Raw genomic sequence first — 25417 nt, forward strand, 5'->3', positions numbered from 1 at the left:
TTGATAGGCCAGAACTGGAAGCCCAGTAATGGGTGCAGGTGACTGGTACTAATCGGCCGAGGACTTACCAACAAAGAAGCTACGCGTCCACTGTGCAGTATCTGAAACAACACACACGTTGAATCGGATCAACCCACCCGTTGATCCACCGTGTGGTTTCACAGAGTTACGGCGGCCATAGCGGAGGGGAAACGCCCGGACCCATCCCGAACCCGGAAGCTAAGCCCTCCAGCGCCGATGGTACTGCACCCGCCAGGGTGTGGGAGAGTAGGACACCGCCGAACATAATTTGATAAACCGAAGGCCCCCAACAATGTTGGGGGCCTTTCGGCGTTTCTGGACTGATTGTTCTGCTGACTCAGAGTTGATGGCGTCAGTGTTTTGGACGTGCGAGCCGCGTCGGCGCAGACCGGCCACGCAGGGTTACTTCGTCTTCGACTACCCAGTGCTTCGCCTCATCCGGGCCGGCTGCACTGACGGCGTCGTAGGACGCCAATGCGAGGGAGCCGTCGGTCTTCGCGAGATCGCACAGTCTGGCAGCCTCGTTGACCGGATCACCGATGACCGTGTATTCGAAACGTCTACGCGCGCCGATGTTTCCAGCGACCGCGGTGCCATAGGCAACACCGACGGCGGCGTCGCAGTCGTCGATCTCGGATTCCAGTCTTCGGCGAATCGCCCGAGCCGAGGCGAGTGCATTGCCGGCAGGGTCGGACAGTTCGGCCGGCGCACCGAAGATCGCGAGCGCGCCATCGCCCTCGAACTTGTTGATGAATCCGCCATGCTTGTCGACCTCGTCGACAACGATGTCGAAGAATTGATTGAGCAGGGTGACGACCTCCTGCGGCGGCCGCGACGACGCAATTGCTGTCGAGCCAATGATGTCGATGAAGAAGACGGCCACAGTCAACTCGGCACCGCCAAGCCCGGGATTACGGCGTAGTGCCGCTTCAGCGACGTCTTGACCCACATGACGGCCGAACAGGTCCCGAATACGTTCCCGCTCCTCGAGACCGTCCAGCATGCGGTTGAAGCCCATCTGGAGTTCGCCGACCTCGGTGCCGTCGAATACGACAACGTGAGATTCCGGCTCGTCGCGCTCGATCTTCGCCATCCCGTGGATGACAGACCTGATCGGATCTACGGTGGCCCGCGTTCCGAGCATGGCCAGCATGAATCCGAAGATGATGGTCAAACCGCCGATGGCGAGGATAGAGACTGCGAGCTGATTCGGCGACGCGTAATGAAGAAAGCTGAAGATCGCGATCGTCATCAAACCAGTGACTGGAACAGCCGTGCCGAGAATCCATGCGAGCACCGCGCGCCCGGTCATGCCGGCTACCCCGGTTCGCGGCGGTTCGCCGTGTTCGAGTGCCTTTGCCGCAATCGGGCGCATCGCGAATTCGCACAGTATGTAGCTGAACGCGCAGACCATCGCACCGGCGAATGCGATGGTGAAGGCGACCTTTGGAATCGCCCGGGTCTCTACGAAGCCGACCGCGGTGGTCAGGACGATCGCGCCGACCGTCCACAGCAGTGCTTCTATCGCGGTCAAGCGCCACGGCATCAACAGCGCATCCAGCTGTTCCGCTCTGGTCGGCTGCCTGTCCTCGATTGCCCAATTCAGTTTCCGGACTGCCGTTTTCGTTGCCCATGTGCCGCCGACGAGAAATGCTGTCGCGACGTAGACAGGTGCAACGATGAAATTTACGAGCGCGAACTTTGTCGCCAGGATATTCGGCCCCGGTATGACGACCGAGACGAGAGCGGCGACGATACAAGCACCGACGGCATTGGTCACCAGCAGAAGAATTGTGGCGAGCATCTGCACGCGAACGCGCTGAATTCCTGGCGAATCGTCAGGTGATCCGAGCAACGCCGAACCGAGCGGGGTCGCCGCTCTGCGTCGCGCAAGTCGAGAACGAGGCATCGTCATTCGAGGGTATCGGCCGCGCCTGCGCGGCGCGTGTCAATCAGCGGGGACAACCAACTGAGTTGGAGCATCCCGCCCGCGCAAGGTCACGCAGTCACCGTGCCGCCAGAACGTCGCTTCTGCTGGGTTGGCATCCTCGAGCGTCGGGCCAGATGCCAGGAGCATGCTGGGAACCGTCTTGGCCAGTTCGCACAGTCGCGCTGCTTCGTTGATCGGATCGCCGATGACGGTGTATTCGAAGCGCTTGCGCGCGCCGATATTGCCCGCGACTGCGATGCCGAACGCAACGCCTATTGCTGCCTCGCACTCGGGTAATTCGGCGATAAGGCGGCGACGGATGGTTCGGGCTGCTGTGAGCGCTTGGCCTGCGGCATCGACCAGGTCGACCGGCGCACCGAAGATCGCGAGCGCGGCATCGCCCTCGAACTTGTTGATGAGTCCCCCGTTCCGGTCGACCTCGTCGACGACGACGTCGAAGAATCGGTTGAGGAGCGCGACAACCTCCTTCGGGGGCCGGGTGAATGCCAGCGATGTCGATCCGACGATGTCGATGAAAAAGACAGCGACGCTGCGTTCCTCGCCGCCCAGTTCAGGGTTCTGCCGCATTGCCGCTTCGGCGACCTCGCGGCCGACGTGCCGACCGAACAGTTCGCGGATCCGCTCCCTCTCCCTGAGCCCGTCGGCCATCCGATTGAACCCGGCTTGTAGTTCGCCCAGTTCGGTGCCGTCGTAGACGACGACGTGAGCGTCCTCCTCGTCACTCTCGATGGCGCGCATGCCCTGGATCACCGATTTGATCGGTGAGACCGTCGCCTGCGCGCCGAGAGTGGTCAGGAGCACCCCGAACACGAGAATGATCCCCCCGAGCACCACCATCGTGGACGCGAGCTGCGTGGCGTCGACTGGCCGGGTGAAGTAGAAGACCGCGATGATGATCAGGGCTGTCGCAGGTAGAGCGCTTCCCAGCAGCCACACGAGGATCATCCGCCGGGTGACACCCGCGTACCTGATCTGCCTTGGATCACCGTGCTCCATTGCCCGTGCCGCGATCGGCCGGAAGATGAACTCCGCGAGCAAGTACGTCAGCGCTGTCGCCGCCGAACCGACGAATGCCCCGGTCAGAGCTGCCTTCGGGGTTGCGGATCGGTCGACCTCCCCAATCGAATACGCATAGATCGCAGTGCCCGCAGTCCATGCTGCAGCGGTCACCATCGTTATGCGCCACGGCAGGCCGAGCGCGCTGAGCTGTTCGCGGAGTGTCGGTCGGCGACCCTCGATTGCCCATTCGAGCCAGCGCAATCCGAGCAGAGTCGCCCCGACGAGACACACCAGGGCGATGGCCGCGATATACGTGGGAAAGAGAACGAAGTTGACTCGGTTGAATTTCGGGTCGATCAGGATTGGTCCTGGAATTGCGACTGCAACTGCGATCGCGATGGCCAGCGCGAAGATGTTGGCACCGAGTAGCAGGGCAGAGCCCAAGATCTGGATGCGCCAGCGCAGCTGGAGTGGATCTTGGGTGTGCGATCCCAATATCGGTGAACCCAGTGGGGCCTGAGTTCGTTGTCGCGCTCGCAACATTTGCCACATGGTCGTTCGAGGATAAGCAGATTCTTCGCCGAAGTATCGAAATCTGTTGGTATCGGTGGCTTTCTCGGCACGCACGCCACGGCGGGGCGTCGTGGGGCCGGTTCTGTAGGGTGGGCCGGTGCGTCTTGTGATCGCCCAGTGCGAAGTTGACTATGTCGGAAGGCTGACTGCGAGGCTTGCGCCTGCGCGCCGGCTTCTCTTGATCAAGGCCGACGGATCGGTTCTCGTGCATTCCGACGGCGGGTCCTACAAGCCGCTCAACTGGATGAGTCCGCCGTGTTGGCTCGAGGAGCGAGACGAGGACGGCAAGCGAGTATGGGTCGTCACCAACAAAGCCGGTGAAGAACTTCGCATCACGCTGCACGACGTCGAGCACGATTCGTCGCATGAACTAGGTGTGGATCCCGGTTTGATCAAGGACGGTGTCGAGGCACACCTGCAGGAATTGCTCGCCGAACACATCAACACCCTCGGAGACGGATACACACTTGTCCGGCGTGAGTTTCCCACCGCGATCGGACCGGTGGACATTCTGTGCCGGAACGCGGACGGTGCGAGTGTGGCTGTGGAGATCAAGCGACGTGGTGACATCGACGGAGTCGAGCAGCTCACCCGATACCTCGAACTCCTCAACCGAGACCCCCTGCTCGCGCCGGTGAGCGGAGTATTCGCAGCTCAGCAGATCAAGCCGCAAGCACGAACATTGGCGGTCGACCGTGGAATTCGTTGTCTGACCCTGGATTACGATGCCCTGCGCGGCACCGAGAGCACCGAGTTCCGGCTGTTCTGACCGTCTAGACTTGTTTGATGCCCCGCCGCAAACCACAGCGCGCGCAGCCCGCCGAGCGACCGTTGCGCAGCGACTCCACGGCCCGTATCGAGTTGGGGCCCAGCGGGTTCGGCGACAACGACCATATCGTGAGGCAGGTTCCGGGGTCCCGCGCAACCAAGGCCTACCGGTGCCCCGGTTGCGATCACGAGATCGCACCGGGCGTCGCACATGTCGTTGCCTGGCCAGTCAACGAAATCGGCGGTGTGCAGGACCGGCGGCACTGGCACACGGGGTGCTGGTCGGGCCGGCAAACCCGCGGCGTTACGCGCCGGTGGTCCTGAGGTCAGCTGCCGACTTTGGCGTTCTCTTTGCCTTTTTTGGTCTCTTGCTCCAGCTCTGCAGTCTCGGCGTCGGCCTCAGGAGCGGCGGGCGTTGCCTTGTCCGTTCCGGCGTCGAGCAGTTCGCTTTCGCGATTGACCGTCGCGAGCATCGCGGGAACGGAATCCAATTGCCCACGGACTCCAAGCAATTGCGCGAGCACCCGGCCGCGCAGCACGCGTAGCTCCTCGGCGAGTTCCTTCGCGTGCGCGATCTTGCGTTCGGCTTGCTGGGTTGCCGATTGCAGCCGTCGCGCGGCCTCTTCGGTCGCGTCCTTGAGGCGCTGCGCAGCCTCCTGCTTGCTCGAACGCTCGAGCTCCTCGACTGCACGAGTGACCTTGGTGCGCCGCTCGCTCATCGTGATCTCGAAGTCTTCCTGGACCGAGCGGCGCTTGGCCTCGGACTCTGCGCCCAACCTGCTCGCTTCGGCCTGGGCCGCTTCGATGATCTTCGCCGATTCCGTCCGCGCGCTCGCCATCGTCTGCTCGAACTCGATCTCCAATGCGCTTCTGCGCTCCTCGAGTTCGGCGAGCATTCCCTCGTGCTTGGCCCGCAGCCGAGACGCTTCCTGCTCTGCGATCGAGCGAATCTCCGCCGCGTCTGCCTCGGCCTTCGCGCGTTGTTCGGACGCCTCGTCCGATGCGAGGCGCAACATGCGCGAAATGCGGTCGCTCATGCCCTCTGCGGTCGTCGGCGGGACCGACAGCCGATCGATGTCGCGACGTAGCTCGTCGATCTCGTCGCGAGCGCGTTCGAGCTGACTGGCGAGGTTGCGCGCCTGCGCCGCGGCGGCGTCACGATCGGTTGCGGTCACGCGCAGTTCGGCGTCGAATCGCTCGAAGTAGTTCCGCACCTCGTCGCGGTCGAATCCCCTGCGTGTGACGGTGAAAGGAAGAGTGGCGCCATGCCTGTCGTGCTCGTTGGCCATCCTGTAAACCTACTCTCCGGACTGCTCGGTATGCCTGCGTCGCACGTGCGCAGTGAGGGATCTAACGTGCCTCACCACGAAGGTTAGTGGCGCTCAGTGTGAATCGCTGCTCGGCTCGACAAGCTCGATCAGAACTCCACCCGCGTCCTTGGGATGAATGAAATTAATACGGGAACCTGCCGTTCCACGGCCAGCCTCGGCGTATAACAATCGGACACCTTTTGCGCGGAGCTCGGCAGAGACGGCGTCGAGATCGGAGACGCGGTAGGCAAGTTGCTGCAGGCCCGGTCCGCTGCGGCTGATGAATTTGGCGATTGTGGACTCGTCGTTGAGTGGTGCGAGCAGCTGGACCGCGGTGCCGGACTCGTTGCCGGGAACCGACAGCATCGCTTCGTGGACGCCCTGCTTCTCGTTGACCTCGCGGTGCGTCTCGACCATGCCCAGGTTTTCTGCGTACCACGCGACGGCGGCGTCGAGGTCGGGGACTGCGATTCCGACGTGGTCGATAGCTGTCACCAAGTCTGACGACAGCGTTGTCAAAGCGGGTTTCGTCATACCAAGACGGTAGCGCTAACGTGGAGCGTGGTCTCGCCGGGTTTGTCAGGGTAACCCGGCACCGTTCGATTTCGGAGGCAATCGTGTCCAGTTCGGTCATTGTCGCGGGTGCACGCACACCGGTCGGCAGGCTTCTCGGTGGCCTGAAGGACTTCACCGGGGCAGAGCTGGGTGGAGTCGCCATCAAGGCAGCGCTGGAAAAGGCCGGTGTCGCGCCCGAACAGGTCGAGTACGTGATCATGGGTCAGGTGCTGACTGCCGGCGCGGGCCAGATCCCCGCGCGGCAGGCGGCGGTCGCGGGTGGCATCCCGATGGATGTGCCTGCAGTGACGGTGAACAAGGTCTGCCTGTCCGGAGTCAACGCGATCGGGCTCGCTGACCAGCTGATTCGTGCAGGTGAGTTCGACATCGTCGTGGCCGGCGGCCAGGAATCGATGTCGCAGGCTCCCCACATGCTGGAGAAGAGCCGCACAGGCTTCAAGTACGGCGACGTGACCATGAAGGACCACATGGCCTACGACGGCCTCTACGACATCTTCACCGACCAGGCGATGGGCAACCTGACCGAACAGCGCAACGCCACCGACGCGTCACCGATCAGCCGTGCGGACCAGGATGCGTTCGCTGCGGCGTCGCACCAGCGAGCCGCGGTCGCGTGGAAGAACGGGGTCTTCGACGACGAGGTCGTCCCGGTTTCGATCCCGCAGCGCAAGGGTGACCCGGTGATTTTCGCCACAGACGAGGGCATCCGCGCCGATACGACCGTCGAGTCGCTGGGCAAGCTCCGGCCGGCGTTCAGCAAGGACGGCACCGTCACCGCAGGGTCGGCGTCACAGATCTCCGACGGCGCCGCCGCTGTCGTCGTCATGAGCAAGGCGAAGGCGGAAGAACTCGGTCTCGAGTGGCTCGCCGAGATCGGCGCACACGGCCAGGTCGCGGGACCCGATTCGACCCTCCAATCGCAGCCTGCGCGAGCAATCGCGAAAGCATGCGACCGCGAGGGCATCTCGCCGACCGATCTCGACGTCATCGAGATCAACGAGGCTTTCGCCGCCGTGGGTATCGCGTCCACCCGTGAACTGGGCATCGATCCGGAAAAGGTGAACGTCAACGGCGGCGCGATCGCGATCGGCCACCCGCTCGGCATGTCGGGTGCACGTATTGCACTTCATCTCGCTCTGGAATTGAAGCGTCGCGGCGGCGGCATCGGTGCAGCAGCACTGTGCGGCGGCGGCGGTCAGGGCGATGCACTCATCATTCGCGTTCCGAAAGGCTGATTCGTGGGACAGATCTTCGACCTGAGCACAACCGCCAAGAGATTCCGCTTCGTGGCGGTTCTCGAGGCCTTCACGTGGCTCGGACTGCTCATCGGCATGGCGTTCAAGTACATCCCGGATCCCGGCAACGAGATCGGCGTGAAAATTTTCGGCCCGATCCACGGTGTGGTCTTCATCGCCTTCGTCGCGATCTCGCTTCTCACGGCACGTGTGCTGTCCTGGGATCTCCGCACAACTGCGTTGGCGGTCGTATCGAGCATTCCGCCGTTCGGCACCCTGGTTTTCGAAGTCTGGGCAGTCCGGACGGGTCGATTGGCCGAACTGTCGGCGGCCGAACCGGTCCTCGTCGAGTCGTGACAAACTGAATTCCGTGACTCGACCAAGTTCTCGCGCCGGAGCCCGCCGACCTGCTCCCGCGCTAGCTGCCTCACTCGCAGGCGCCGTGGATCTTTCGGCGTTGAAAGAACGTGCGCAAGCAAAGCCCGGGGCACCGTCCGGTGCTGCGACCGCGAACGTCGTAGTCGTCACCGAAGCGAACTTCGAAGCAGAGGTTCTGCAGCGGTCGATGCAGGTTCCGGTCGTCGTCGCCTTGGCGTCTGCGCGTAGTGAACCGAGCCTCGCGCTCACCGAAACCTTCGCGCGATTGGCTGCCGAGGACAACGGCACCTGGGTCCTCGCGAAGGTCGACGTCGATTCGAACATGCGGATCGCGCAGGCATTCGGCGTGCAGTCGATTCCGACCATCGTCGCGGTCGCTGCGGGGCAGCCGCTTGCCGACTTGCAGGGTCCGCAGCCCGAGCCGCAGCTGCGCGAGTGGATCAGCGCGATCCTGCGTGCCGTCGAGGGCAAGCTATCGGGCGCTGCCGAGCAACCCGCTGCGGAGGACCCGCGTTTCACCGCGGCTGAGCAGGCTCTCGAAGACGGCGATCTCGAAGGCGCCGTTGCGGCGTACGAGGCCATTCTTGCCGCGGAGCCGGGTAACACCGAGGCAAAAACCGCGCTGCGGCACGTCGCGTTCCTCGGGCGGGCCGAGGCGCTCGCCCCTAACGTGGTCGAGCAGGCGAACGCCGACAGGTCGAACATCGATCTGCAGCTCGAAGCCGCGGACGCCGAGATGTTCGATCAGCAGCCCGAAGCTGCGTTCGGACGGCTGATCGACGCGATCAAGCGGACTGCGGGTGACGACCGGACCCGTTTGCGGACTCGGCTGCTCGAACTCTTCGAGCTGTTCGATCCCGCGGAGCCAGTAGTTGTGGCGGCGCGCCGCAAGCTGGCGCTCGCGCTGTACTGACTACTCGGCCTTGAATTTCAGCCAGATCGCACTGTTCGCGGGGAGGGCAACCTGCGCAGATGCCGCGCGGCCGTGCCAGCCCGGCTCGGTCGCCTGCACGGCTCCGAGGTTGCCGACCCCCGAACCGCCGTATGCCGTCGCATCGGTGTTGAGAATTTCCTTCCATCGACCCGCAGCGGGTAGCCCGACTCGGTATTCGCCGTGGACCGCGCCTGAGAAGTTGTAGAGGCATGCGACAACCGAACCGTCCGATCCGAAACGCAGGAAGCTGAGGACGTTGTTCTCGTTGTCGTTGGCGTCGATCCAGGAGTAGCCACCGGGCGAAGTGTCCTGGGTCCAGAGCGCAGGCTCCGCCCGATAGACCGCGTTGAGGTCGCAGACCGCGCGGAAGATACCCCGGCGGAGTGGGCCGGTGTAGTCCTCGTCGAGTTGGTACCAGTCGAGGCCCCGCTCCTCGGACCATTCGGTGCGCTGGCCGAATTCCTGGCCCATGAACAGCAGCTGCTTGCCGGGATGCGCCCACATGTACGCAACGAGCGCTCGGACGCCGGCTGCCTTGGCGAAGTCGTCGCCCGGCATTCGGGTCCACAGGGTGCCTTTGCCGTGCACGACTTCGTCATGGCTGATCGGCAGCAGGTAGTTCTCGCTCCAGGCGTACATGAGGGAGAACGTGATCTCGTGATGGTGATAGGAGCGATGCACTGGGTCGTGACCGAGGAAGCCCAGCGTGTCGTGCATCCACCCCATGTTCCATTTCATGTTGAACCCGAGACCGCCGACATTCGTCGACCGTGTGACGCCGGGCCACGCCGTCGACTCCTCAGCGATAGTCACAACGCCACGATGCAGCTTGTGGACGGTCGCGTTCATTTCCTGGAGGAATCCGACGGCCTCCAGGTTTTCCCGGCCACCGTGAATGTTCGGGGTCCAGCCACCGACGGGCCGTGAATAGTCGAGATAGAGCATCGAGGCAACCGCATCGACCCGCAGGCCGTCGATGTGAAATTCGTCGATCCAGTACAGGGCGTTTGCGACCAGGAAGTTGCGTACCTCGCTGCGCCCGAAGTCGAAGACGTAGGTGCCCCAATCCAACTGCTCACCGCGCGTCGGGTCACTGTGTTCGTACAGCGGTCCGCCGTCGAAGCGGGCGAGAGCCCACTCGTCCTTGGGAAAGTGCGCGGGAACCCAGTCGACGATCACGCCGATGTTGTTCTCGTGCATGCGGTCGACGAACGCGCGGAAGTCGTCGGGCGTACCGAACCGTGCGGTAGGCGCGTAGTACGACGTGACTTGGTAGCCCCACGATCCGCCGAAGGGATGCTCGGCGACCGGTAGCAGCTCGATGTGTGTGAAGCCCGCTTCGACAACGTAGGCGGTCAGCTGTTCCGCCAGCTCGCGATAGTCGAGACCGGGTCGCCAGGAACCGAGGTGAACCTCGTACACGCTCATCGGAGCTTGGCTCGGTTCGACACCTGCGCGGGCCTCGAGCCATTCGGCATCGGTCCATTCGAAGTTGCTGGTCGAGACCACGGAGCCTGTCGCCGGCGGCAGTTCGGTCTGTGTTGCCATCGGGTCGGCTTTGTCGCGGACGGAGCCGTCACGCCCGTGAATGCGGTATTTGTACAGCTCGCCGGCGCCGATTCCGGGCACGAAGAGTTCCCATACTCCGTTGTTCAACGCCCGCATCGGCGCCGAATTGCCGCTCCAACCATCGAAGCCGCCGATCAGCGTCACGCCGCGCGCGCCGGGGGCCCAGACCGCGAAGGACGTCCCGGTGACTTCGCCGTCGGGCGTCGTGTACGACCGTTCGTGCGCACCGAGAATTTCCCACAGACGCTCATGCCTGCCCTCGCCGAAGAGATGCAGGTCGATCTCCCCGAGTGTCGGCAGGAATCGATATCCGTCGGCAGTGACGACCGTGTTGCCCCCGTCGTAGCTGGCAACAAGGCGATAGTCCATGAGATCGCCGATCGGTACCCGAACGCTGAACACGCCGTTCTCGACGTGCGCCATCGGGTAGTCGACGCCGCCGATTCGGGCCTTGACCTCTATCGCATGCGGACGCAGCGCCCGAATGATCGTGCCCTTCCCGTCGGGGTGTGCACCCAGGACCGAATGCGGATTTCTGTGTACCCCCTCGGCAAGCTGCTTGAGATCTTTCTTGCTGGGCGCGGCAATCTTTGACTTGGTCACGAGAACGACTTTCGGTACGAGAGGTCGATACGAGCCGGATATGAGACGAGCGGCAGCGCGAGTATGTGTGCGACCGAACGCCATGGCTCGAGCCGGACGAAATTCGCCTGCCCCCACTGGTACTGCTCGCCGCTGACCTCGTCAGTGACCGCGAAATGGTCGTGCCAGTCACGCCCAATTGCGGGCATGTCGAGCCAGATCGTGCCTTCTTCCGCACCGTGCGGGTTGAGGTTGACCACGGTCAGCACAGCGTCGCCGGTACCGGCGTCGACCTTTGAGTACGCGATCAACGCCTCGTTGTCGATGTGGTGAAAATGAATATTGCGTAGCTGCTGCAGCGCCGGGTGCGCACGGCGAATTTCGTTCAGGCGGGTGATCCACGGTTCGAGCGACTCGCCCCGTGCTTTGGCTTCACTGAAGGCACGCGGTCGCAACTGGTACTTCTCCGAATCGAGGTATTCCTCGGAGCCTGGTCGAACTGCTTCGTGCTCGTACAGCTCGTAGCCGGAGTAGACGCCCCACGACGGACCCATCGTCGCGGCGAGCGCGGCGCGCAGGGCGAACATTCCCGGACCGCCGTGCTGCAGGCTCTCGTGCAGGATGTCCGGAGTGTTGACGAAGAGGTTCGGCCGCGCCTCGTCGGCCTTCGCGGCGATCTCGTTGCCGAATTCGGTCAGCTCCCAGCTTGCCGTTCGCCACGTGAAGTATGTGTAGGACTGCGCGAAACCGCGGCGGGCCAGGCCGTACAGCCTCGCCGGTCGGGTGAATGCTTCGGCAAGGAAGATGACGTCCGGGTCGGTGGTGTGCACCTGGGCGATCAGCCATTCCCAGAAGTCCGGTGGCTTGGTGTGCGGATTGTCGACACGAAAGATCCTCACCCCCAACGAAATCCAGTGCCGCACGACGCGAAGGACCTCCGCGTAGATCCCGGCCGGGTCGTTGTCGAAGTTCACCGGATAGATGTCCTGATACTTCTTCGGCGGATTCTCCGCGAAGGCGATGGTGCCGTCCGGCAAGACGGTGAACCACTCCGGGTGCGCTGCTGCCCAAGGATGGTCCGGCGCGCACTGCAGCGCCAAATCGAGGGCAACCTCCATTTTCAGCTCCTGCGCTCGTGCAACGAACGCCTCGAAATCCTTCTCGGTACCGAGAAGCGGGTGGATCGCGTCGTGGCCGCCCTCGTCCGAGCCGATCGCCCACGGCGAACCGACATCCTCGGGTCCGGGCGTGAGCGTGTTGTTGGGACCTTTGCGGTTGATCTTGCCGACAGGGTGGATCGGCGGAAGGTAGACGACGTCGAAACCCATTGCGGCGATGCGAGGTAGGTTTTTCGCAGCCGTCGCAAAGGTGCCGTGCACCGGTTTGCCGGCGTCGTCCCAGCCTCCGGTCGACCTGGGAAAGAGTTCGTACCAGGACCCGAACAACGCACGCTTACGCTCGACCCGCACGGTTCGCCAACCGCCGCGCGTGACGAGTTCTCGAAGCGGATACATCCGGAGTAGCTCTGCGACCTCGACGCTGAACGCCGGGGCCACGCGAGCGGGCAGCTGTCCTTCGCTGCGCAACGCGGTCGCGGCGGTGCGCAGGCGCGTGCGCTCCGAAGGCGGGGTCTCCTTTGCGGCCCGCTCGAAAAGTGTGGCGCCGATTTCGAGTTCGTTGGCGAGGTCCGTGGCCGATTGGCCCACAGCGAGCTTCGCTTCCAGCCCGGAGCGCCACGTCGTGATCGGATCGCTCCACGCCTCGACCCGGTAGGTCCACGAGCCCTCGGTAGTCGGAGTGAACACACCGTTGAAGACATCGGGCTGGTAGTCCGGGCTCATGCGAACCCGAGTCGACTTCGTCGCACCGGGCTCGCGAACGGCCAGTGTCGCCGATACGGCGTCATGGCCTTCCCGCCAGACCACGGCTCGCACTGGAAAGACCTCGCCCACTACGGCTTTCGCCGCTCGCCCGCCGGCGATCTCGGGAGCGATATCGTCGATGGCGATCCGACCTGTCACCGGGCTGCTCCGTTCGACGTTGCGCATGACGACCTTCCCCAACCGTAGTCGAGTCGGGAGAACCGGGCGAGCAGACTGCGGAGAGAATGTGGCGAAGGCCGATGACCGGTAGTCTTCGCGGGGTGAAGGCGTTGCGTCGGTTCACCGTCCGTGCTCATTTGCCCCAGCGCTTGGCTGCGCTCGGGCCTTTGTCGACGAATTTGCGTTGGTCGTGGCATCCGCCGACGCAGGATCTCTTCGAAGAAATCGACCCTGGGCTGTGGCTCAAGTTCGGCCACGACCCCGTTCGAATACTGGGGGAGGTGCGCGCCGGCCGACTGGACGAACTCGCCGGCGATGCCGAGTTCCTCGGCAGGCTCGACGCCGCGGCGGCCGACCTGGAGAACTACCTGACTCGACCCCAGTGGTATCAGCGCCAATTGGAGAGCGGTGCCGATCTGCCTGCGGGAATCGGCTACTTCTCCATGGAGTTCGGCGTCACCGAGGTGTTGCCGAACTACTCCGGCGGGCTCGGAATTCTCGCCGGCGATCATCTGAAGGCAGCCTCCGATCTTGGGCTCCCGTTGATCGGCGTCGGCCTCCTGTACCGCTCCGGATACTTTCGTCAGTCGCTGACGGCCGACGGCTGGCAGGCCGAGCACTATCCCGCGCTGGATCCGCAAGGTTTGCCGCTGCGCCAGTTCACCGAAGGTGACGAAGCTTCGCCTGTGTTGATTCACGTTGCTATGCCTGGGAATCGGGTGTTGCGGGCGCGCGTATGGATTGCGCAGGTCGGTCGCGTACCTCTGCTTCTGCTCGACTCCGACATCGCGGAGAACGACCCCGAGATGAGGGGCGTCACCGATCGCCTTTACGGCGGCGACCAGGACCACAGGATCAAGCAGGAAATTCTTGCTGGTATCGGAGGAGTTCGCGCGGTGCGGGCGTTTACTCATGCCCAGGGGTTGCCCGATCCCGACGTGTTTCACACAAACGAGGGTCACGCCGGTTTCCTCGGCGTCGAGCGGATCCGCGAGTTCATCTCCGGTGCGGGCCTGGATTTCGATACGGCCCTCGCCGCTGTGCGCGCCGGAACCGTGTTCACGACGCACACGCCGGTACCCGCCGGCATCGACAGATTCCCGGCCGACCTCGTCCGCCACTACTTCGGCGGCAACGGCGAGCACGACTCGACTCTGCTGCCGGGGATCTCGGTGGAGCGGATTGTCGCACTCGGCCGAGAAGCCGATCCGACGGTATTCAACATGGCGCACATGGGACTTCGGCTGGGCGAGCGAGCCAACGGCGTATCGAAGCTGCACGGCGAGGTCAGCCGCGACATGTTCGCCGCCCTCTGGCCCGGGTTCGATTCGGCCGAGGTGCCGATCGGCTCGATTACGAACGGTGTGCACGCGCCGACGTGGGCAGCACGCGAGTGGATGCAGAAGGCTCGCGAACTGGTCGGGCCGGACCTGGTCGAGGAAGCCCGCGGCTGGGAGCGCCTGCAGAATATCGACGCCGCCGACCTCTGGTCCACGCGAAACCTGCTGCGCGGCAAGCTGGTTGCAGAGGTCCGGCGACGGGTGCACGCGTCTTGGCTGGAACGAGGCGCGTCGGAAGCCGAATTGAGTTGGACGAAGACCGTTTTCGATCCCGACGTGCTGACAGTCGGATTCGCGCGACGCGTTCCTACTTACAAGCGGTTGACCCTGATGCTTCGCGATCCGGAGCGACTCCGCGCACTGCTGCTGAATCCGGATCGACCCGTGCAACTCGTCGTCGCGGGCAAGAGTCATCCCGCCGACGATGGCGGAAAGGGACTGATACAGCAGGTCGTTCGGTTCGCGGACGCCGAGGACGTCCGCCACCGGATCGTCTTCCTGCCGGACTACGACATGTCGATGGCACGGTTCCTCTACTGGGGATGCGATGTCTGGCTGAACAATCCGCTGCGTCCGTTGGAAGCCTGCGGCACCTCCGGAATGAAGTCCGCGCTCAACGGCGGGCTCAATCTCTCCATCCGCGACGGCTGGTGGGACGAGATGTACGACGGCGAAAATGGTTGGGCCATACCGACTGCCGACGGCGTCACGGACGAGACGCGGCGCGACGATCTCGAGGCAAGTGCGTTGTACGACTTGCTGGAGAAGTCGGTGTTACCGCGCTTCTACGATCGTGGCGCCGACGCGATTCCAGCGCGCTGGGTCGAGATGGTTCGGCACACTCTGCAGAGTCTGGGGCCCCAGGTGCTGGCCTCCCGGATGGTCCGCGACTATGCGGTCGAGTACTACACGCCTGCGGCCCAAGCATCGCGAAAGGCGTTGGCGGACGGCTTCTCCGGTGCTCGAGCGGTGGCGGACTTCAGAAGTCGCGTCGAGTCCGCGTGGCCGTCGGTGCGGGTGACGCAGGTCGACGCCGCCGGCCTGCCCGACACTCCGGTGATCGGCGCCAGCCTGTCACTGCGGGCGTACGTGCAGCTCGGCGGGTTGTCGCCGAAGGACGTGACCGTCCAAGCAGTCCTGGGTCGGGTGTCCGCCTCCGACGACCTGTCGGAGGTATCGACCGTGGCGATGCAGCACGTGGGTTCCGAACCTACGGGCGAGGTGTTCGCAACGGAAACGCCCGTACCACTTTCGGGGGCGGTTGGTTACACGGTCCGCGTGTTGCCCCGGCATGAGCTGCTCGCAAGCGACGCAGAGTTGGGATTGGTTGCAGCGCCTAATCTTTGAGTCACACTGTCGCGTGTTCCCAGAGATACTCCATTCGCGTCAGGACGAGCGATCGGACGTCCGGCGTTGCCTTTGACGGCGCACCGGAGTCGAAGGGCGGCTGCGGATCGTATTCGATACCGAGCTGAATCGCCTGCGCCACAAGGTCTCCGTACATGGCAGCGACCAGGGACAACGCCATGTCGATGCCCGAAGACACCCCGGCGGCCGTGATGATCTTGCCCTGCGTGACCACTCTCTGCTCGGTGGAACATGCGCCGTAGGTACGAAGTTCGTCGTAGGACGCCCAATGTGTTGTCGCGCCGAGCCCGTCGAGCAAACCGGCGGCGCCCAGCAACAACGATCCCGTGCAGACCGACGTCGTGTAGGTAGTCGACGGATGGACCGCGCGGATCCAATCGACGATCGGATCGCCGCCGCGGGCCAGTTTGCGTGCATTCGGCGCACCGGGCACGACGATGACGTCGGGCGTCCGGACCTCGTCGAAAGTATGCTCGACCGCGAAGTGGATGAGATTGTGCTCGTCCGGAACAGTCCCTCGGCGAGCAGCGCAGAACACGACTTCCGCGCCAGGCACGTTCACCAGCACCTGGTAGGGGCCGATTGCGTCGAGCGGCGTGAAGCCTGGGTAGAGAGCGATGGCGGCTTGCATCGGGATTCCTTTCGGTAGGTCACGACGCTTTGGTAGCGAAGTGCTGGCGGTATCGGTCCGGGGTTGTTGCGAGCCGACGGGACATGGCTCGATGTAGCGTCTCGGCGTGTTTGAAGCCGACCGACTTCGCGATGGCGGCAATTGTCAGCTCGGTCGTTTCTAGTAGTCGACGCGCCGCCTCGACTCGAAGGCTCTCGACGTAATACGCCGGAGTTTCGCCTGTTTCGGCGCGGAAGACACGGGCAAAGTTGCGTTCGCTCATTCCGGCCCGCTGAGCAAGCGCAACAACGTTCAGGTCGGCATCCAGGTTGTCCGGAATCCACTGCTGGACAGCACGAACGGCAGGGGTCCGTGCAGGATGGCTGCGCAGCTGCGCACTGAACTGCGATTGCCCGCCGGGCCTGCGCGCGAAGACTACGAGCCAGCGCGCAATCGCGTGCGCGAGTTCGATCGTGAAGTCGTCCTCGACGAACGCGAGCGCAAGGTCGATCCCGGCTGTCACGCCGGCGGAGGTCCAGCGATTTCGGTCGCGCACATAGATCTGATCGGGCTCGACGGCGACCTCCGGATAGCGATCCGCGAGCTGGTCGCACCAGCTCCAGTGCGTCGTCGCGCGATAGCCGTCGAGCAACCCCGCCGCCGCGAGAACTTCCGCGCCGCTGCACACCGACGCAATTCGGCGCGCCCGACTGGCAAGCGCTCGAACACCGACGACCATGCGCTGGTCGGCAGCCGCCGCGAAGGCGCCGAATCCACCGACGACGACAAGTGTGTCGATTTCCGAGTTGTCCCGGGCAATTGCCGCGAGGGAACCGTCGACGCCGATGTCGATTCCGCCGAGTGCGCGGATCCGCCGACCGGTCGCCGAGGCGATGACTTTCCGGTAGGTAATTTTGCCGCGGAGGTTGTCGACACTGGTCAGGACGTCGACAGGACCGGCGAAGTCGAGGAGTTGTATGTCGTCGTAGACGACGAAAACGACGGTTCGAATGCGATCCATGGATCGATCATCCGGCGTCGGGCGTGTGGCTGCAATGACGACTATATGACGTTTTCAGCCATGACGGACGACGAGCATCTCGGAGACTCCGCGCTGGAACTCGAAACTGACGGTGCGGAGTTGTGTCGTGGCGCCCGCAGCCGCAAGTGCCCGGCGAACGTGGTCGACGAGGTCGGGCTGCGGAGCGCCGGCTTGATCTGCCAACGGGAACACGCGAACCTCGCCGCGCGTCACGCGGAGCAATTCCGCGATCGCGGACGTGTGGAACGCGAAATCGAGCCGATCTGCGTAGGTGAACAAGAGGTGCGAGCTGAGCACGATATCGAATTCCCCCGCTTCGAAGGGCAGCGACGGCAACTGTCCCGCCACGTAACGCTCCGGATGGCCAACCAAATCGTGCGCGAACTGGTGAGCCGCCGCACGGCGCATGGCGCTGTGACCGTCCGGACTACCGTAGAAGTCCCACACGTAGCGGCTCGATGTCGCTGTCGTCCATGCTGTTCCACGCTCTGTCTCTGCGAGGATGTGACGTGTCAGTTCGGTGGCGGGGGTTGTGTAGACCGGATCGACAGCCGTCACGCGGGCGCCGCGCCGAGTGGCCTCCGCAGTGAAACTCGAAGCGCCACCGGGACAGTCGAGAATGGTCCCGGTGAGTTCGTCGTCGAGGGCGAACATTGCCTGGTACTCGGCGAACGATCGTGCGGTGACGAGATATTCGCCGACACTCGTGGATTCTTGTCCGTAACTCACGGTCTAAGTCTGGACCAGCGGGCTGGGCGAAGCCGCGAAAGGAGGGTTCCTCTGCCACCGATCAACGCAGCGATCAATGTGCCTGTCGGTATGAAGGTTCCGATCGGTACGAGGCACCACGACGTCGCGTAAGTGAGGCCGAAGAACCACACGGCTGCCCCCAAAGTCGGTAAGCGAGCTCAGCCTGCGGACGCAAGCCTCTTGAGCGCGTTGCGTACCACTGCGGGATCCGATGTTTCCCAATACGGAGGCAAAGACGCCCGCAGGTATCCGCCGTACCGGGCGGTCGCGAGGCGTGAGTCGAGAATGGCGACGACGCCGCGATCGTCGACGCTGCGGAGCAGTCGGCCGGTGCCCTGCGCCAGTAGCAATGCGGCGTGGTTGGCCGCGACAGCCATGAAGCCGTTTCCACCGCGTGACTCGATAGCTCGTTGTCTCGCTACGAGCAGAGGATCGTCGGGACGGGGGAAGGGAATTCGATCCAGGATCACCAGGCTCAACGACCGGCCGGGCACATCGACGCCCTGCCACAACGACAGCGTGCCGAACAGTGACGTCGCCTCGTCCTCGGCGAACTTGGTGACCAAGGCGCCAGTCGAATCGTCGCCCTGGCAGAGCACTGGCGTATCCAAGCGCTCGCGGAGCGCTTCCGAAGCTGCCTTTGCGGCGCGCATCGACGAGAAGAGGCCGAGGGTGCGCCCACCGGCGGCGGTGATCAGCTGCTCGATTTCGTCGAGATACGACGGGACCAGACCGTCGCGCCCAGGCGCCGGAAGGTGTTTGGCGACGTACAGAATTCCCGACCGTGCATGGTCGAAGGGCGAACCGACGTCGAGTGAACTCCACCTGATCTTGGTCTCGTCGGTGGGTGGTTCGGCTCCCGAGGCCATCGCCGTATCGCTTCGCGCAGCGGATTGCGGCGGCAGGCCCCAGTTGATCGCCAGCCCGTCGAACGAGCCGCCCACCTGCAGCGTCGCCGACGTGAGGACCACTGTGGACTCGGCGAACAACCGCGCCCGCAACAGGCCGCCGACCGACAGCGGGGCCATGCGCAACACTCGCTTCGCGCTGCCCTTCTGGTCTTCGACGGCGAGCCACACGACGTCCCGGCGCTTGGACGGATCCGGTTCGTCGAATGCGGTCAGCGCGCGCACGGCATTGTCGTGGACTTCGTCGATCGCTGCCAGCGCCGCATTTCGCGCGGCGGCAGCGTCGGGATCGCTCGCCGCCATCCCGGGCCGCGACGGAGCGAGGGCAGTGCGGACATTCCACGCCGAGTCACGGACGAGCGCGAGAGCCGCTGCCGCGCCGTTCGGCATGACGTCCCACCGGCTCGCGTTCAGTTCCTCGAGCACCCCGCCCCATGCCTCGGCGGCGCCGTCGAGCCGGTCGACGTCCTGCTCCTCGATCAACTTCGTGCAGCGGCGGGCGGCGATGCTGATCGCCGCCTCGCTGAGCTCGGCGGTCGCGACCGACGTGACGCGGTCGACGAGCTCGTGCGCCTCGTCGATAACCACGACGTCGTGCTCGGGCAGCACCTGGATGCCGGTGATGGCGTCGATCGCCAACAGCGCGTGGTTCGTCACGACGACGTCGGCCTGCGCGGACTTCATGCGAGCCTTCTCGGCGAAGCAGTCCTCACCGGACGGGCACCTCGACTTGCCGAGGCACTCACGCGACGTCACGCTCACCTGCCGCCACGAGCGGTCCGTCACGCCGGGAACGACCTCGTCGCGATCGCCGGTTTCCGTGTCGGAGGCCCACTTGTTGAGGCGCTGCACTTCGCGTCCCATTCGGGACACGGCGAAGGCATCGAAGAGCTGATCGTCCGGCGGTTCCTGCACCGAACTATTGATCTTGTTCAGGCACAAATAATTGTTGCGGCCCTTGAGGATTGCAAACTCTGTTTTGCGGCCGAGCGAAGGCTCGAGCGCCGCGGACAGGCGGGGCAGATCGCGTTCGACGAGCTGCCTCTGCAGTGCGATGGTCGCGGTCGAGACGACGACCGTACGTCCGGACTGGACCGCATGCCGGATGCTGGGTACCAGATACGCGAGGGACTTTCCAGTGCCCGTGCCCGCTTGCACAGCGAGGTGTTCGCTCGTGTCGATTGCATTCGCCACGGCCGAGGCCATCGTGAGCTGGTTCGCCCGTTCCGCACCACCGAGCGACTGCACCGCAACGGCGAGCAGTTCGGGGACTGATGGAAGTTCGGACACCGCTGCAGGTTAGCCCCACCGTCTGTCAAAGGCATCCGGCCGCACCGGGTAGCCGCCGAAATGCAACGGCGGACAGAACTTGTCGGTGCCTCGTGCAAATGTTCTGCGCACGGCCCGGCAGGCAGAAAGCGGGCCCGAATCGAAAGGCGCTGAGTTGCGATGGCTGCAAGGATTCTGGCATTCGTTCCGCGGGGTGGCTTCACGGTCCGGTTCGCGAACGGTGCACGGTGGGAGTTGCGCAACAGCACTGCCTACGGCGACAGCGTGGTCCTCAACGTCTGGCCCAAAGCGCAGGTACAAGACGCTCTGGAACATTGCTACCGCCTCAACGGCTTCGATTCACGCGCGGTGGACGACGATGTTCGGGCCTTCGGCGGCGTCAGCCCCCGAGAACCTCGCCCGACAGGCCGACGCCGGCAGAGTGCATCTGTTCGAGGGCCACGGCAGTGGTTGCCGGCGACACACCTGCAGTGAGGTCCAGCAGTACTCGCGTGTCGAAGCCCGAGGCCGCGGCGTCCACGGCAGTCGCGCGAACGCAGTGGTCGGTCGCGATTCCGACGATGTCGACGGAGTCGATCTGGCGGGCACGCAACCACGCAACCAACGAGTCGCCGCTGGTAGATGTTCCCTCGAAGCCGGAGTAGGCCGCCGAGTACGCGCCCTTGGAGAAGACTTCCTCGATACGAGACGTATCGAAGTTCGGGTGGAAGTCTGCTCCCGGTGTGCCGACCTTGCAGTGCACAGGCCAGGTATCGACGAAATTGGGATCCTCCGAAAAATGGGCTCCGGGATCGACGTGGTAGTCCCTGGTTGCGACGATCGCCGCGTAGTCGACATCGCCGGCAAGTCGCTCCGTGATCGCTTTCGCGACGGCGGTGCCTCCTGCGACAGCCAGCGAGCCGCCTTCGCAGAAATCGTTCTGGACATCGACGATGATCAGCGCAGTCGCCATCGTTATCTCCTAATCGACGAACGTGGTCGGGATCGCAGCGTCGCCGCGCGAAAGTTTGAGCCCTTCCCAGGGCAAGCTGACGAGTCCCTGCCGTACCAGTTCACGGCTGTCGGTCAAGCTCGGCAAGTCGGGCAGAACCTCGCCCTCGTTCACCAGCGGAATTTGCAGCTCGCGAACGTCGTATTCGCCCGTGTCCGGCCGTTGCCGGCCGTCGCGGTAGATGACCTCCTCGACGACCGTGCCGGACGAGCGAAGCAGTCGAATCGCACGCTTGGTTCCGCCCCGCGACTCCTTGTGGGTGCTGCGCTTTGCAACCGGCAGCCCGTCGACCTCCACCAACTTGTAAACCATGCCGGCGGTCGGAGCGCCGGAACCGGTCACGAGCGAGGTACCGACGCCGTACGCATCGACGGGCTCGCCGCGCAACGCCGCGATGGCGTACTCGTCGAGGTCGCCCGAGAACACGATCTTCGTTCGAGTTGCGCCGAGTTCGTCGAGCTGCTTTCTGACCTGCCGAGCAAGCACGCCGAGATCGCCGGAATCGATACGTACGCCGCCCAATTCGGTGCCCGCGACCCCGATCGCGGTCCGCACTCCCTCGGTGATGTCGAAGGTGTCCACGAGCAGTGTGGTCCCGACGCCGAGCACATCGATCTGGCTCCGGAACGCCGCGGCCTCGTTCGGTCCGTCCTGGTCGCCGTGGAGAAGTACGAACGCGTGTGCGCTCGTACCTGTCCCGGGGATCCCGTATTCGCGCACAGCCTCGAGATTCGAGGTCGCAGAGAATCCGGCGAGGTACGCGGCACGCGAACTTGCCGGCGCCGCGGCTTCGTGGGTCCGACGAGAGCCCATCTCGATGATCGTGCGGCCGTCGGCCGCGCTGACCATGCGCGCGGCAGCAGACGCGATCGCGCAGTCGTGGTTGAAGATCGACAACGCGATTGTTTCGAGCAGCACACATTCGGCAAACGTGCCCTGAACGGTCAGGACGGGCGAATTGGGGAAGTACAGCTCGCCTTCCCGATACCCCCGAATATCGCCCGAGAATCGATAGTTGCGCAACCAGTCGAGGGTGCGGTCGTCGAGAAATCGGCCGACAACCGCGAGCTCGGGTTCCCCGAATCGGAACCGCGCGAGGGCGTCGAGGAGGCGTGCCGTTCCCGCCACGACACCGAACCGGCGGCCGTCGGGAAGCCGCCGAGCGAAGACCTCGAACGTGCACCGGCGCTGTGCCGACCCGTCCGCGAGTGCAGCGGCGAGCATCGTCAGCTCGTACTGGTCAGTGAGCAGGGCAGTGCTAGCTCCGGAATCCTTTACCACGGGACCACTTTACGAGTAGATCGTGTACTGCTGGTGTCGTTCGCCCGCCCCGACGTACCCTTGAAACATGGTTCTGTGCATGACACCAACCCCGATAGCGACGCTCTCGGCGGCACCACAGGCCACTCCGGAGACGGCCGAGGTCGAAGAGGTCATCGAGTCCGAGGACCGTCCCTGGGTCACGGTTGTGTGGGACGACCCGGTCAACCTGATGCACTACGTCACCTATATCTTTCAGAAGCTGTTCGGCTACAGCAAAGCCAAAGCAACCGAACTGATGCTGAAGGTGCACCAGGATGGCAAGGCAGTCGTTTCGTCGGGCTCGCGCGACAAGATGGAGCACGACGTGCAACGGCTGCATGCGGCCGGACTGTGGGCCACGATGCAACGCGACAGCTAGTCGAGAGTAAGGATCAACAGGTACCCAACGTGCGGACGTGGAGCCGAAAGAACTCGCTGGGCGGTCTCAAGCTGCGGTCGGAAATGGATGCGCGGGAGGCTGCTGTACTCCGCTCGCTCGTCGGATCGGTGCTGGGGCTGCTGAAAGAGCGCGCAGATTCCGCGCCCGACGACGATCTGGCGGCGCTGACCGGTCTTCGTGTCGGAAACAACACGCCCCCGGACGACGCTGCATTGGCGCGCCTGCTGCCCGACTTCCACAAAACCGAACCCGAGACCGAGAATGCCGATCGCGCCGACGTCAACGGCGCGCTACGGAGCTTGCACGAGCCGGAGATCATCGACGCCAAGTTGGCAGCCGGCTCGGTCATTCTTCGAACCCTGCCCGAGAGCGGTGGTCGAATCGTGCTCACGCAGGAGCAGGCCGACGCGTGGCTGGCTGGGCTGAACGACGTCCGGCTGGCATTGGGGACGACCCTTGGAATCGACGCCGACACCCCCGACCACCTCGAACCGGACGACCCGCGTGGTCCGCATCTGGATGTCTATCACTGGCTGACATGGATGCAGGATTCGCTGATTCAGGCACTGTCGCCCTAGCGGTCCACGTCGAATCCGCGGCCGTATCGACCGCGATGATCAGAGATCCACAGCCGCATCGTCGAGAATTGAATCGTGTTCTGCCGCAACATATCGAGAGGATCCGCATGAAGCCGGGTCGGCAAAATTCGCTCACCGATGTAGCGGGAGTGCTCGTCGGACATGATCATGTACTCGACGACGATGCGACTCTCGGATCAGGGGCGGCGTCGGGGTGCACCGTCATTCGAGTTCCCGGTGGAGCGACGGCTTCCGTCGATGTGCGAGGTGGGGGACCGGCGACGCGGGAAACCGATCTGCTCGACCCGAGCAACTCGGTCCAGCAGATTCACGCGGTCCTCCTGACCGCGGGCAGCGCGTACGGACTCGCCGCGGCAGACGGTGTGATGCGCTGGCTCGAGGAGCATGGCGAAGGCATTCCGATGGATGAACTCGGGCACGTCGTTCCGATCGTCCCGGCCGCGGGGATATTCGACCTGCCGGTCGGCGACTGGGCGACCCGCCCGACCGCCGAGTTCGGCTACCGGGCTGCGCAGTCGGCAGGCACTGCGTTCGCGGTGGGGTCGGTCGGCGCCGGGGTCGGCGCGCGCGCCGGTCAACTCAAGGGCGGAGTCGGTACCGCAAGCGTCGTCCTAGAGGGCACTGTTGCGCCTGGTGTGACGGTCGGCGCGATCGTCGTGGCGAATCCGGTCGGTTCGATATTCGATCCGCGGACCGGTCTGCCGTGGGGTGTCGCCGGCGACGGTCCGGAATTTTGGGGTCTGCGGCCGGCCTCGCGGGAGCAACTGGAGGCGGCGAACGCGCTGGGACCGAAACAGACAACGCTCAATACGACGATCGGGCTCGTTGCCACCGACGCCGCGCTCAGTGCGTCAGCCTGTAAACGAATGGGCATTGCAGCGCACGACGGGCTGGCCCGCGCCATTCGGCCCGCACATTCGCCACTCGACGGCGACACGATGTTTGCCCTGGCCACGGGCAAATTCGAGCTCCCCGAACCGGCTGTGCCGCTGCCTGCCGCATTCGCCTCGGAGTTGCCGATCACCGATGTCGTCTGTGAGGCGGTTGCGGTCTGTGTGGAGCGCGCGATCGTCGGCGCAATCCTTGCCGCTGGTTCGGTCGCGGGAATACCCGCTTATCGTGAGCTGTTGTCGTCGGCGTTCCTACCGAAAGGGTGAGCAGTTGCTGGTGATCAGAGCAGACCTCGTCGATGCGATGGTTGCGCATGCCCGTGCCGACCATCCGGACGAGGCGTGCGGCATCATCGCCGGGCCTGAGGGGTCGGATCGGCCGGAGCGGTTCGTCGCCATGATGAACGCCGAACGCTCGCCGACCTTCTATCGATTCGACTCGGGCGAGCAGCTCAAATTGTGGCGGCAAATGGACGATGCCGACGAGGCGCCGATAGTGGTCTATCACTCACACACCGCGACCGAGGCGTACCCGAGCCGAACAGACATTTCGTATGCATCGGAGCCGGACGCGCACTACGTGCTCGTCTCGACCCGCGACCCGCAAGCCCATGAATTGCGTAGCTATCGGATTGTCGACGGCGTCGTCACCGAGGAGCCGATCGAGATCGTCGCGAGCTATTCCGTCACCAAGTAATTCTCTGATTGGAGTTCAATGTCCGTCACCGTGTCCGTCCCGACGATTCTTCGACCGCACACCAATGGTGAAAAGCGTGTGCAGGCAACAGGTTCCACGCTGAGTGCGGTCATCGACGATCTCGATTCGAATTTCGCCGGGCTCAAGGGCCGCCTGATCGCTGACGGGAAGCTGCACCGGTTCGTCAACGTGTATGTCAACGACGAAGACGTTCGCTTCTCCGGTGGGCTCGAGACGGAGATCGGCGACGGTGACACCGTAACGATCCTGCCCGCCGTCGCTGGAGGCTGAG

23 protein-coding genes and 1 rRNA gene are annotated in these 25417 nt (G+C 64.1%); 12 read left to right on the forward strand and 12 right to left on the reverse strand.

The features are described 5' to 3' along the window. Positions 1-167: 167 nt before the first annotated feature. Positions 168-284, forward strand: a 5S ribosomal RNA gene (rrf, locus tag JGU72_RS18085). 89 nt (positions 285-373) lie between these two features. Here the strand turns inward: rrf and JGU72_RS18090 are convergent. Further along, positions 374-1936 (reverse strand): adenylate/guanylate cyclase domain-containing protein, encoded by a 1563-nt coding sequence (locus JGU72_RS18090; protein WP_199685416.1) that lies wholly within the window; start codon positions 1934-1936, stop codon positions 374-376. 33 nt (positions 1937-1969) lie between these two features. Beyond that, positions 1970-3514: an adenylate/guanylate cyclase domain-containing protein gene (locus tag JGU72_RS18095; protein ID WP_199685417.1), complete on the reverse strand. Its 1545-nt coding sequence runs from the start codon at positions 3512-3514 to the stop codon at positions 1970-1972. Positions 3515-3641: 127 nt separating this feature from the next. On the opposite strand from JGU72_RS18095, the gene nucS reads away from it, so the two are divergent. Both nucS and JGU72_RS18105 read left to right on the forward strand, forming a co-directional pair. Beyond that, a complete protein-coding gene (nucS, locus tag JGU72_RS18100; protein WP_199685418.1) occupies positions 3642-4313 on the forward strand; it encodes an endonuclease NucS in 672 nt (223 codons plus the stop codon). Between the two features lie 17 nt (positions 4314-4330). Beyond that, positions 4331-4636 (forward strand): ATP/GTP-binding protein, encoded by a 306-nt coding sequence (locus JGU72_RS18105; protein ID WP_199685419.1) that lies wholly within the window; start codon positions 4331-4333, stop codon positions 4634-4636. 2 nt (positions 4637-4638) lie between these two features. Here JGU72_RS18105 and JGU72_RS18110 read toward each other — a convergent pair whose 3' ends face one another. Together JGU72_RS18110 and mce are read right to left on the reverse strand one after the other, a co-directional pair. Beyond that, the gene (locus JGU72_RS18110) at positions 4639-5601 is read right to left on the reverse strand and encodes a coiled-coil domain-containing protein (protein WP_199685420.1); all 963 of its coding nucleotides are present in this window, start codon (positions 5599-5601) and stop codon (positions 4639-4641) included. A 93-nt stretch (positions 5602-5694) separates the two neighbouring features. Then, complete coding sequence (gene mce, locus JGU72_RS18115; RefSeq protein ID WP_199685421.1) at positions 5695-6156, reverse strand: methylmalonyl-CoA epimerase; 462 nt, start codon at positions 6154-6156, stop codon at positions 5695-5697. Between the two features lie 83 nt (positions 6157-6239). On the opposite strand from mce, the gene JGU72_RS18120 reads away from it, so the two are divergent. The 3 genes from JGU72_RS18120 to JGU72_RS18130 are packed head-to-tail and all read left to right on the forward strand — an operon-like array spanning position 6240 to position 8724. Further along, a complete protein-coding gene (locus JGU72_RS18120) occupies positions 6240-7433 on the forward strand; it encodes an acetyl-CoA C-acetyltransferase (protein WP_199685422.1) in 1194 nt (397 codons plus the stop codon). A gap of 3 nt (positions 7434-7436) precedes the next feature. Next, positions 7437-7790 carry a DUF3817 domain-containing protein gene (locus JGU72_RS18125; protein ID WP_199685423.1) on the forward strand — a complete coding sequence of 118 codons (354 nt, stop codon included), beginning with the start codon at positions 7437-7439 and terminating at the stop codon, positions 7788-7790. 13 nt (positions 7791-7803) lie between these two features. After that, the gene (locus tag JGU72_RS18130; RefSeq protein WP_199685424.1) at positions 7804-8724 is read left to right on the forward strand and encodes a tetratricopeptide repeat protein; all 921 of its coding nucleotides are present in this window, start codon (positions 7804-7806) and stop codon (positions 8722-8724) included. Here JGU72_RS18130 and glgB read toward each other — a convergent pair whose 3' ends face one another. Together glgB and JGU72_RS18140 are read right to left on the reverse strand one after the other, a co-directional pair. Further along, entirely contained in the window at positions 8725-10902 is a 2178-nt protein-coding gene (glgB, locus tag JGU72_RS18135; RefSeq protein WP_374101138.1) for a 1,4-alpha-glucan branching protein GlgB, read from the reverse strand. A gap of 11 nt (positions 10903-10913) precedes the next feature. Then, positions 10914-12917 carry an alpha-1,4-glucan--maltose-1-phosphate maltosyltransferase gene (locus JGU72_RS18140; RefSeq protein ID WP_199685426.1) on the reverse strand — a complete coding sequence of 668 codons (2004 nt, stop codon included), beginning with the start codon at positions 12915-12917 and terminating at the stop codon, positions 10914-10916. 122 nt (positions 12918-13039) lie between these two features. Here JGU72_RS18140 and glgP point away from each other — a divergent pair, with 122 nt between their 5' ends. After that, on the forward strand, positions 13040-15625 hold the full coding sequence (gene glgP / locus JGU72_RS18145; protein ID WP_199686062.1) for an alpha-glucan family phosphorylase: 2586 nt from the start codon (positions 13040-13042) through the stop codon (positions 15623-15625). Position 15626: 1 nt separating this feature from the next. Here glgP and JGU72_RS18150 read toward each other — a convergent pair whose 3' ends face one another. The 6 genes from JGU72_RS18150 to JGU72_RS18175 all read right to left on the reverse strand — a co-directional run bounded on the left by JGU72_RS18150 (position 15627) and on the right by JGU72_RS18175 (position 22518). Further along, positions 15627-16277 (reverse strand): DJ-1/PfpI family protein, encoded by a 651-nt coding sequence (locus tag JGU72_RS18150; RefSeq protein WP_199685427.1) that lies wholly within the window; start codon positions 16275-16277, stop codon positions 15627-15629. Positions 16278-16296: 19 nt separating this feature from the next. Continuing rightward, positions 16297-17277 carry a GlxA family transcriptional regulator gene (locus JGU72_RS18155; protein ID WP_199685428.1) on the reverse strand — a complete coding sequence of 327 codons (981 nt, stop codon included), beginning with the start codon at positions 17275-17277 and terminating at the stop codon, positions 16297-16299. Positions 17278-17331: 54 nt separating this feature from the next. Beyond that, a complete protein-coding gene (locus JGU72_RS18160) occupies positions 17332-18027 on the reverse strand; it encodes a methyltransferase domain-containing protein (protein WP_307828505.1) in 696 nt (231 codons plus the stop codon). 179 nt (positions 18028-18206) lie between these two features. Beyond that, positions 18207-20246 (reverse strand): ATP-dependent DNA helicase, encoded by a 2040-nt coding sequence (locus JGU72_RS18165; RefSeq protein WP_199685429.1) that lies wholly within the window; start codon positions 20244-20246, stop codon positions 18207-18209. A 379-nt stretch (positions 20247-20625) separates the two neighbouring features. Beyond that, on the reverse strand, positions 20626-21198 hold the full coding sequence (locus JGU72_RS18170) for an isochorismatase family protein (RefSeq protein WP_199685430.1): 573 nt from the start codon (positions 21196-21198) through the stop codon (positions 20626-20628). A 9-nt stretch (positions 21199-21207) separates the two neighbouring features. Beyond that, positions 21208-22518 carry a nicotinate phosphoribosyltransferase gene (locus tag JGU72_RS18175; protein WP_307828506.1) on the reverse strand — a complete coding sequence of 437 codons (1311 nt, stop codon included), beginning with the start codon at positions 22516-22518 and terminating at the stop codon, positions 21208-21210. A 67-nt stretch (positions 22519-22585) separates the two neighbouring features. On the opposite strand from JGU72_RS18175, the gene clpS reads away from it, so the two are divergent. The 5 genes from clpS (at position 22586) to JGU72_RS18200 (ending at position 25416) form a co-directional block, all read left to right on the forward strand. Continuing rightward, positions 22586-22918 carry an ATP-dependent Clp protease adapter ClpS gene (gene clpS / locus JGU72_RS18180; RefSeq protein ID WP_374101127.1) on the forward strand — a complete coding sequence of 111 codons (333 nt, stop codon included), beginning with the start codon at positions 22586-22588 and terminating at the stop codon, positions 22916-22918. A gap of 29 nt (positions 22919-22947) precedes the next feature. Next, positions 22948-23517: an oxidative stress transcriptional regulator AosR gene (aosR, locus tag JGU72_RS18185; protein ID WP_199685432.1), complete on the forward strand. Its 570-nt coding sequence runs from the start codon at positions 22948-22950 to the stop codon at positions 23515-23517. Between the two features lie 107 nt (positions 23518-23624). Then, positions 23625-24695 carry a P1 family peptidase gene (locus JGU72_RS18190; RefSeq protein ID WP_199685433.1) on the forward strand — a complete coding sequence of 357 codons (1071 nt, stop codon included), beginning with the start codon at positions 23625-23627 and terminating at the stop codon, positions 24693-24695. Positions 24696-24699: 4 nt separating this feature from the next. After that, a complete protein-coding gene (locus JGU72_RS18195) occupies positions 24700-25125 on the forward strand; it encodes a M67 family metallopeptidase (RefSeq protein ID WP_199685434.1) in 426 nt (141 codons plus the stop codon). An 18-nt stretch (positions 25126-25143) separates the two neighbouring features. Beyond that, a complete protein-coding gene (locus JGU72_RS18200; protein WP_199685435.1) occupies positions 25144-25416 on the forward strand; it encodes a MoaD/ThiS family protein in 273 nt (90 codons plus the stop codon). Position 25417: the final 1 nt, after the last annotated feature.

It is taken from the genome of Antrihabitans auranticaus (genome assembly GCF_016481275.1).
Taxonomy (GTDB): Bacteria; Actinomycetota; Actinomycetes; order Mycobacteriales; family Mycobacteriaceae; genus Antrihabitans.

Coding starts and splice junctions, on each gene's coding strand:
- JGU72_RS18170 (WP_199685430.1), bottom strand. CDS start 21,198: ATGGCGACTGCGCTGATCATCGTCGATGTCCAGAACGATTTCTGCGAA.
- JGU72_RS18105 (WP_199685419.1), top strand. CDS start 4,331: ATGCCCCGCCGCAAACCACAGCGCGCGCAGCCCGCCGAGCGACCGTTG.
- JGU72_RS18190 (WP_199685433.1), top strand. CDS start 23,625: ATGAAGCCGGGTCGGCAAAATTCGCTCACCGATGTAGCGGGAGTGCTC.
- clpS (WP_374101127.1), top strand. CDS start 22,586: ATGGTTCTGTGCATGACACCAACCCCGATAGCGACGCTCTCGGCGGCA.
- JGU72_RS18095 (WP_199685417.1), bottom strand. CDS start 3,514: ATGTTGCGAGCGCGACAACGAACTCAGGCCCCACTGGGTTCACCGATA.
- JGU72_RS18155 (WP_199685428.1), bottom strand. CDS start 17,277: ATGGATCGCATTCGAACCGTCGTTTTCGTCGTCTACGACGACATACAA.
- JGU72_RS18150 (WP_199685427.1), bottom strand. CDS start 16,277: ATGCAAGCCGCCATCGCTCTCTACCCAGGCTTCACGCCGCTCGACGCA.
- JGU72_RS18090 (WP_199685416.1), bottom strand. CDS start 1,936: ATGACGATGCCTCGTTCTCGACTTGCGCGACGCAGAGCGGCGACCCCG.
- JGU72_RS18200 (WP_199685435.1), top strand. CDS start 25,144: ATGTCCGTCACCGTGTCCGTCCCGACGATTCTTCGACCGCACACCAAT.
- mce (WP_199685421.1), bottom strand. CDS start 6,156: ATGACGAAACCCGCTTTGACAACGCTGTCGTCAGACTTGGTGACAGCT.
- JGU72_RS18110 (WP_199685420.1), bottom strand. CDS start 5,601: ATGGCCAACGAGCACGACAGGCATGGCGCCACTCTTCCTTTCACCGTC.